Consider the following 5,743-nt stretch of genomic DNA (forward strand, 5'->3'; position numbering starts at 1 on the left):
GGTCTGATGACCCTCAATAGTTCGAAGAACCTTGCAGGTTCTTCTCGTGTTTCAGGTCTGATGACCTTCAACAAAAAAAAGGAAAAATTTAGTCTACTGCCACCATCACTTCGGAGGCCTTGACAACTGCGTAGACCTTGGAGCCTTCCTTCAGCTTCAGGGACTCTGCCGAGTGGGTGGTGATCGAGGAGACCATCTCGTGGCCGCCGCCGATGTTGATCACGACTTCGGTGCTGACCGGGCCCTTCTTGATGGACTTGACGGTGCCCGCAATCTGGTTTCGTGCACTGATCTTCATGGTTTTCACCATGACACAATCTACCGTGTTGGTATAAAAGGATAGCTTTGGTTTTCCTTTTACCATGTAGAGTATCTCGGGGGAGGTGCAGGTAAACAGTTACATTGAGTGCATTTCCTGTCCGGCACAACAGGTATCACGACTCATTTTTTTCTGAATGCGAACAGTACGCGAGCCCTGCCGCGGTGATCCGGTACGTGTTCCCCAGCCGCTCGCGGCCCGGGCGTGCGTTTTCGATGAGGTCGAGATCGAGCAGGGCGGAGAGGTGCCGGACGAGGACGCTTACGTCCATGTCCGTGAAGGAATGGTGGATTGTATTGATGGTGACCGGGACGGACGGGTCGCCGTTACTGAGACGAAAGATGGCAGAAAGGACCCTTTCCTGCTCGTTGTTCAGTGTCATCAACACCATATCTTTTCCGGGAATATTTACCCTGATGTCCGGAATCTATCTCCCCCATCGATGAACCGGTATCCGGTGTCGTGTCCGAAGCGTGACTGTACTCCGGTATAGCAATTTTTCCTGGACTATCAGGTTTTCCTGTTTTCAATGATCGATGTAGTACTTATTCAAACAATGTATGTTTAATTATATAAATTGACATCAACACTGAATATAGTAATCTTATTTACCTTACGCCACTGTATCATTACCAACAAGAATCCGGTGTTTATTTTGATAGATGACAGTGACTGGACCCTGATCGGGCTGGATTTTTTTCAGAACTGCCGGTATACCCGGGCAATCACTGCTTGCAGAAAAGCGCTGTTACAAGATCCGTTAAATGCTGTTGCCTGGCTCATTATCGGAGATTCTCTCTATAAACTCAACCGGTACACGGAGGCGATAAACGTGTATGACAATGTACTGCAAATCACCCCGAAAAATGAGAACGCCTGGTTCCATATTGCGAATGCATATTACCAGTTGGGGCAGCACAAAGTCGCCCTTGAGAATGTGAATAAAGCGTTATCGATAAACCTCTTTTTTTCCCAGGCGTGGCTGATGAAAGGGAGGATCCTCCGGGATCTCGAATACTATGAGGAAGCAATCTGGTGCTATGACAGGGCTCTTGAAATCGATCCGACGATTAAAGGGATCAACAAACTTGATTGTATCCTCAGGCTGGGATCTTATAAAAAAATCCAGATCTCCTCGCGGTAATCTTCCCGACCCGGTATAATGATCCCTACGGGTTCTATCCAGATTATCCGACCCGCTTCAGGTATGAATGCGACTGATGTTATTCCAGCGATTCCGGCTGCGGGGATCTCCCGGGGATGTCATGTAGTCAGATATGTTGTGCAGGAGCCTCCACCAGCCGCTCGCGGCCCGGGCGTGCGTTTTCGATGAGGTCGAGATCGAGCAGGGCGGAGAGGTGCCGGACGAGGACGCTTACGTCCATGTCCGTGAAGGAATGGTGGATTGTATTGATGGTGACCGGGACGGACGGGTCGCCGTTACTGAGACGAAAGATGGCGGCGAGGACTACTTTTTGATCGGGAGTGAGCATCATCAGGCCGATCTTTCAGAATCGTGCCGTCTCCTTCCCGCTATCCGCTGGAGATACACATCAGGGGGCAGAGGCATATTACGGGCATTTTCCATGAGACTGTTGATGAAGTCAGCCTGCTCCTGGCTCCACTCGGCATTCGGGGTTCGTTTCACCCATGCAGCATAGCTGCGGACAAATGCCAGGCGTTCCCTCCTGCGGGCGTTTTTATCAAACGTTAATTCCATATTCATCACCTGCTACACGGAATTTTTCCATCCAGTTTTTCATACGGTTATTGTCCAGATCGGACTTAAAGATCTCCCAGAGATAGACGGCATCTTCGATGTCCTTGTCCGAGCCAAGATACAGCTTGTATGCAATCTGGATATCGATGGGTGAGATAAAGAACGAGGCCCCGGGAATTGTTACCCCGGTACGGTTCCGGAACACGTACTGGTCAACATCGTCCTTGAGGAATTTGAGTTCGATATTCGGGATACATTGATCTTTTCTTGCGATCCGAATGCCCATTCCTCCGGTGAGCATATCGAAAAGTCCGCGGGCGTCTTCTGCATTCAGGAATTCATATCCGCCGGTTATCAGGGCATGGTGCAGTTGCCCGAAAATATCCTCATCCAGCGGGGGGATCAGGATATCGACATCTTCAGTTCCCCGGGATCTTCCGAACAGGATGGCGACATATCCGCTGACAATGACATAGTCTGTTTTTTGTTCCAGTATCCGGGTGAAATCAAGGACAAACCGGTCCAGGCTGGTAAGAACTTTCTCCGATAGTTCGATCTGCCGATCCGAATACTGGATATCCATAGGTTAACCATCAATAGTTTGCCCGATCAGATGATGATATCGGTTTTGCCCCTCTTTTGCGTCATTTTTAGATCAGCTTCTTTTCTGGCGGAACGGATTTTTTACCGTCAGCCAGGCGATCTTTGAGAAATGGGCGTCCTCCGTCCAGATCGTATTGATCCCCTGCTCCTGCATGGTGGCGACAAGGAGCGCATCCCAGAAATGGAGGGAACTTGACCGGGAGATCTCGATGGCACGGGTAATCGTCCCTGCATCGTAGCGGACTACGTTCCAGCCTTCGAATGCCGCGATATTTCCGATGAACCGGGATATGATATCGTCCGGCAGGGGATGTTCCATCTTCTCCCGTGCCACTACGGAAAATTCCGCAAGGTTCTGGACCGAGACCGAGAGTGTCTCCTCGTTCCGGAAGACCCGGGACAGGAGTTCGCGTGCTGCTTCCCGTTTCTCCGGCTCGCCGGCATCGAATGCATAGCAGAGGATGTTCGTATCAACGAGTGCAGGTTTACCGGTCATAGAGATCCTTTCGTTCCTTGTACATCCGTTTCCCGAACCGGTGCCCGGTTTCCATGAGGGAGAGGGCATCCTTTGCGATCTCTTCCTGCATCTCGTGCCGAATCCAGAGTTCGAGAGCTTGGGTCGTGGCTTCCCCAAGCGATCCTTTTCTTGTGCCCAGTTTCTTTTTCACAATCTCCCGGAATCTTTCTTCCGTGGAGTTATCGATGGTGATGGTGATGGTGCCCATAGAATTACGTAGATCCCGTAATTATTTAAATAAATGGTTTTTCTAAATGAATTATCTCATAGGGAGACTTCGATGACTTTGCTGCCCTGCCTGCGGCATGCACGCTCGTTCAGCACGGCAACACCTCCTTTGATGGCATCCCGGATATTCTCCAGCGCCTCCTCCATGCTCTCCCCTTCGGAATGGCAACCGGGGAGTGCCGGGATCCGGGAATTTCCTCGCCCCATCAAAAGCATTATACTCACATAATGCATGATATAATGCAGGACACAACAGGAGCCATGCCATGAAATTCATTTCGAGCCGCGAGATCCGGTCAAACCCGGCCCGCCTCTGGGAACTGCCGCTGAGCGACGAAGCGGTGATCACCGTTAACGGGAAACCGAGAGCTATTGTCGTTGCAATAGAGAACGATCTCGAAGAAACCCTTGCCTCCGTCCGGAGAGCCCGGGCTGCATCCGCACTGGAAAAGATCCGGATGCATGCACGGGACCATGGGCTCGACACCCTGCCGGATAAGGAGATCGAAGCCGAGATCCGGAAGGTACGCACGGGGCGGTAACACGAAAGCCCCCCATATCGTTCTCGATACGAATGTGCTGGTATCGGGATTACTCTCGTCCCGGGGCCCCCCGGCCGGCATCCTCAACCTCATTGTCGGCGGCAGTGTGATCGTTGTGCTCGATACCCGGATGTTCGATGAATATTCGGAGGTGTTACGGCGAAAGAAGTTCGCATTCCCGGAAGAGGCAGTCCGGGAAATCCTTGCCTTCATTCGGAGGGAGGGGCTGTTCATTCCGCCGGTTCCGGTCACCTGCATGGTTCCGGATTCCGGTGATCTCCCGTTTATCGAAGTCGCGCTCCATGCACGGGTCCCCATCGTGACGGGGAATATCAGGCATTTCCGCAATTCGGGTGCAATGGTTATTACTCCGGCGGAATTCCTTGAACAGTACCGGAACGGCGACCTGTCTTCGTTGTGACAGGGTTCCCCCCGGATCGTCTCTCGGCCTGTATCCGGGTAAACGGATCCTTCTTCGGCCCCATATACCCTGTGCCACCATTCCCGTTCCCGGCCCCACTTTCCCGGCTCCCCTGTCCCCCCTCCCCTGCTCCTGTGCGGCTGGCCTGCGCCAGGACCGGTGCTGCCGCTGCCCGGCGTATTATATCTCCTGTGCACCATAATTGTCCGGCATCCGGTTGCTGGTGTCTTATTATTCCGTACTGATCATCTCATACACCGTTCGTGCCGACGCGACGACAATTCCGGCGGACTCGGCATTATAGATGCAACCATAATCGGCCCCCTCACGGAGATCCATGGCAAAGGAAAAATGGTCCAGTACCTCCGGCCCGAGTTCTCCCTCATCGACCAGCAGTGCCTCGACCGCGTACCTGAGGCAACGGTGGCTCTTTTCCCGGTAACCTTTGGCAAATACCCGGGATCTCAAAAGAGTGGAAGAGTGAATAATATCCCTGGATGATCGCCCACTTCACCTGGTTTTGGCTGAGTGAATGTTCAGCCGCCACGAGATCCGCCGCTGCTTCCTGACGCTCTTTTTCCGCCAGTGCAGGATCGACCGGGATTTTTACGATCTTTCCCCGTTCGAGACATTCCTCAAACCGGTATCTCACGGCATCTCACCTGCAAGAAGTTTTCCTGTGCGTATCCTTTCGAAGAACGGGCGGTCGCGGGTGCGGAGCTGCTGCGCCTCTTCCGGCGATACGAGAACCGGAGAGATTTTCCGGGAAATGGCGTCGCCGTACCGGGAGATGAGGTCGGATACTTCCGGGCGGCTGGCAGTTTCGATATAGAGATCGATATCGCTGTCCGCGGTATCTTCCCCGGTAGCGCAACTCCCGAACAGGATCATCCGTGTCACGAGTCCCTTTCCGGCAGCGATGAGGGGTGACAGTTCTATCAGGGTTGCAAGGATCTTTGATTCCCGTACGAGCGGATGGGCGATATCTGCCCGGAACAGGAGCGTTCTTCCTTTCCGTTCGCTTGTCACGAGGCCGTGTTCTTCCAGTATCCGGAGATACCCGCTTGCAGCACCGGTGCTCAGCGGGAGGATCCTGGCGAGCTCGCGGACATAGTACGCGTTGCGATAATTCCGGCCAAGAAACGTGAGAATTTCAAAAGAGGGAGTTTCCAATATGTTCATTTTTTTGAACATATGTTCATTATTATGAACGATACTATTTAGCAATTGTGCACCCTCTCCTTTGGGAAAGCTCCCCTCCTGCATCCTATGGTATGGTGCTAATTAATAAATCCCCGGCCTGTTTTCCCGGTTCGCCTGTGTCCCCTCTCCTGCTCCCGTGCGGCTGGCATGCGCCAGAATTTGTGCTGCCGCCCGGCCGGAATATGTTTTT

At 52.6% G+C, this 5,743-nt stretch carries 13 protein-coding genes; 3 read left to right on the forward strand and 10 right to left on the reverse strand.

Going from position 1 to position 5,743, the window contains the following annotated elements:
• Nucleotides 1–88 precede the first annotated feature (88 nt).
• A complete protein-coding gene (locus tag PHF39_RS13640) occupies nt 89–364 on the reverse strand; it encodes a TOBE domain-containing protein (protein ID WP_015284761.1) in 276 nt (91 codons plus the stop codon).
• 70 nt (nt 365–434) lie between these two features.
• Nucleotides 435–710, reverse strand: coding sequence for a hypothetical protein (locus PHF39_RS13645; RefSeq protein WP_300225077.1), 276 nt, complete (start codon nt 708–710; stop codon nt 435–437).
• A 186-nt stretch (nt 711–896) separates the two neighbouring features.
• On the opposite strand from PHF39_RS13645, the gene PHF39_RS13650 reads away from it, so the two are divergent.
• Entirely contained in the window at nt 897–1,463 is a 567-nt protein-coding gene (locus tag PHF39_RS13650; RefSeq protein WP_300225079.1) for a tetratricopeptide repeat protein, read from the forward strand.
• Between the two features lie 127 nt (nt 1,464–1,590).
• On the opposite strand, the gene PHF39_RS13655 is transcribed toward PHF39_RS13650, so the two are convergent.
• The 6 genes from PHF39_RS13655 to PHF39_RS13680 form a co-directional block, all read right to left on the reverse strand.
• Nucleotides 1,591–1,815, reverse strand: coding sequence for a hypothetical protein (locus tag PHF39_RS13655; RefSeq protein ID WP_300225081.1), 225 nt, complete (start codon nt 1,813–1,815; stop codon nt 1,591–1,593).
• Entirely contained in the window at nt 1,815–2,039 is a 225-nt protein-coding gene (locus PHF39_RS13660) for a hypothetical protein (protein WP_300225084.1), read from the reverse strand. The genes PHF39_RS13655 and PHF39_RS13660 overlap by 1 nt, the downstream gene beginning before the upstream one ends.
• Entirely contained in the window at nt 2,023–2,622 is a 600-nt protein-coding gene (locus PHF39_RS13665) for a hypothetical protein (RefSeq protein ID WP_300225086.1), read from the reverse strand. The genes PHF39_RS13660 and PHF39_RS13665 overlap by 17 nt, the downstream gene beginning before the upstream one ends.
• A 72-nt stretch (nt 2,623–2,694) precedes the next feature.
• On the reverse strand, nt 2,695–3,138 hold the full coding sequence (locus PHF39_RS13670) for a PIN domain-containing protein (protein ID WP_300225088.1): 444 nt from the start codon (nt 3,136–3,138) through the stop codon (nt 2,695–2,697).
• Nucleotides 3,128–3,367, reverse strand: coding sequence for a hypothetical protein (locus PHF39_RS13675; RefSeq protein WP_300225091.1), 240 nt, complete (start codon nt 3,365–3,367; stop codon nt 3,128–3,130). Before PHF39_RS13675 ends, PHF39_RS13670 begins: the two co-directional genes overlap by 11 nt.
• A gap of 56 nt (nt 3,368–3,423) precedes the next feature.
• Nucleotides 3,424–3,594, reverse strand: a complete 171-nt coding sequence (locus tag PHF39_RS13680) for a type II toxin-antitoxin system HicB family antitoxin (RefSeq protein ID WP_300225093.1) — start codon at nt 3,592–3,594, stop codon at nt 3,424–3,426.
• Between the two features lie 59 nt (nt 3,595–3,653).
• On the opposite strand from PHF39_RS13680, the gene PHF39_RS13685 reads away from it, so the two are divergent.
• Both PHF39_RS13685 and PHF39_RS13690 read left to right on the forward strand, forming a co-directional pair.
• Nucleotides 3,654–3,929: a hypothetical protein gene (locus PHF39_RS13685; RefSeq protein ID WP_300225095.1), complete on the forward strand. Its 276-nt coding sequence runs from the start codon at nt 3,654–3,656 to the stop codon at nt 3,927–3,929.
• Entirely contained in the window at nt 3,850–4,350 is a 501-nt protein-coding gene (locus PHF39_RS13690; RefSeq protein ID WP_300225098.1) for a putative toxin-antitoxin system toxin component, PIN family, read from the forward strand. The genes PHF39_RS13685 and PHF39_RS13690 overlap by 80 nt, the downstream gene beginning before the upstream one ends.
• A gap of 231 nt (nt 4,351–4,581) precedes the next feature.
• On the opposite strand, the gene PHF39_RS13695 is transcribed toward PHF39_RS13690, so the two are convergent.
• Both PHF39_RS13695 and PHF39_RS13700 read right to left on the reverse strand, forming a co-directional pair.
• On the reverse strand, nt 4,582–4,818 hold the full coding sequence (locus PHF39_RS13695; RefSeq protein WP_300225101.1) for a hypothetical protein: 237 nt from the start codon (nt 4,816–4,818) through the stop codon (nt 4,582–4,584).
• 180 nt (nt 4,819–4,998) lie between these two features.
• Nucleotides 4,999–5,532: a nucleotidyltransferase domain-containing protein gene (locus PHF39_RS13700; RefSeq protein WP_300225104.1), complete on the reverse strand. Its 534-nt coding sequence runs from the start codon at nt 5,530–5,532 to the stop codon at nt 4,999–5,001.
• Nucleotides 5,533–5,743 lie beyond the last annotated feature (211 nt).

Source organism: Methanoregula sp. (genome assembly GCF_028712425.1).
Classification (GTDB): domain Archaea; phylum Halobacteriota; class Methanomicrobia; order Methanomicrobiales; family Methanospirillaceae; genus Methanoregula.